The sequence below is a fragment of the Aminobacter anthyllidis genome, from assembly GCF_018555685.1.
GTDB classification, from domain to species: Bacteria; Pseudomonadota; Alphaproteobacteria; order Rhizobiales; family Rhizobiaceae; genus Aminobacter; species Aminobacter anthyllidis.
Genome location: NZ_JAFLWW010000029.1, coordinates 1 through 1,259 on the forward strand (window position 1 = coordinate 1; position 1,259 = coordinate 1,259).

Here is a 1,259-nt window from a genome sequence, read left to right on the forward strand (position 1 = left end):
GTAAGCGATGCGCCAAGGCACCTTGCAATAGGCCGATGAACATGGAGTTTTCGCGCCATGACATTGGAACATGCGAGGGGCGATATGGTCGCCGAGTTAAGCGGTGCCGCGGCGGCCGAAGATCTTGCAACGGTGCCCGGGCGCGTGCGGCAACGAAGGCTGTGGAGTTGCACCGAGAAGCGCGCGTTGGTCGATCTGGCGAACGCGGCGGGGTCGTCGGTGACGGAGGTCGCGGAAGCGTTCGGCGTAGCTCCGTCGCAGCTCTATGCCTGGCGCAAGCAGATGGCCGGCGGCGAACTCGATGCCGATCAGGCGGTGGCGACCTTCGCGCGGATCGAGGTGAACGATCTGCCGGAGGTCGAACGCCCCGTCGCCGATTGCCCGGACCCGGCCGGCAGGATCGTCGTGGCCTTTGCGAACGGCGCGCGATTGCGGATCGACGGGACCGTCGATCCGACAGCGCTGCGCATCGTCCTGGCGGAGTTGACCAGGTGATCACGGTGGTGCCGACCGACCAGATTTATCTGTGCTGCGGCGCGACCGACATGCGCCGCGGGATCGACAGCCTGGCGCGGATGGTGCAGCAGGTGCTCGCGCTCAATCCGCACACTGGCGCGATCTTTTGCTTCCGTGGGCGCAAGGGTCATATCATCAAGATTTTGTCTCATGACGACCAAGGGTTCTGCTTATTCACAAAGCGGCTTACCGACCGCTGTTTTGCCTGGCCGACCACGAAGGATCAGGCCGCCGTTTCGCTCACCAAGGCGGAGCTTTCGCTGCTTCTGGAAGGGATCGACTGGCGCCGGCCGAGCAAGACTTATCGGCCGCGTCTGGCTGGCTAATTTTGCTCGTTTGTCATTGATTTTGTATTGATTTTGCTTCCGTAGACGAGGTCTTTCGGGTATGTAGTTTGGGTGTCAGAACAAGCTCCCTCAATCGCTGATTTCCTCGCCCGGATCGCGCTTCTGGAGGCGGCCGTTTCTGCCCGTGACACCACAATCGCCGAACGCGATGAGCAGCTGCGCAGAGAGCGCGCCGAGGCCGCACTTCGCATTCAGCGCCTGCAGCTGCGGATCGATCGCTTCAACCGCAAGGCCTTCGGCCGCTCGTCCGAGAAGCTGGGGCAGATGCTGCTCGAACTCGAAGATCTCGAGACCGATTTCGCCGCCGGCGCGCCCGAGGCCGAGCTGGCCATCGTCTCCGACACCGATAAGGTCCGGGCGTTGCCGGTGCGCAAGCTCAATCCGAACCTGCCGCGC

General features: G+C 63.0%; 2 protein-coding genes and 1 pseudogene. All 3 read left to right on the forward strand.

Annotated features, from left to right (window positions below):
• Positions 1-57: 57 nt before the first annotated feature.
• Complete coding sequence (tnpA, locus tag J1C56_RS32685; protein WP_214394062.1) at positions 58-495, forward strand: IS66-like element accessory protein TnpA; 438 nt, start codon at positions 58-60, stop codon at positions 493-495.
• On the forward strand, positions 492-842 hold the full coding sequence (gene tnpB, locus J1C56_RS32690) for an IS66 family insertion sequence element accessory protein TnpB (RefSeq protein WP_338001550.1): 351 nt from the start codon (positions 492-494) through the stop codon (positions 840-842). Before tnpA ends, tnpB begins: the two co-directional genes overlap by 4 nt.
• Positions 843-914: 72 nt before the next feature.
• Positions 915-1,199 (forward strand): annotated as a pseudogene (locus J1C56_RS32695) (transposase domain-containing protein); the annotation flags it as partial.
• Between the last annotated feature and the right edge of the window lie 60 nt (positions 1,200-1,259).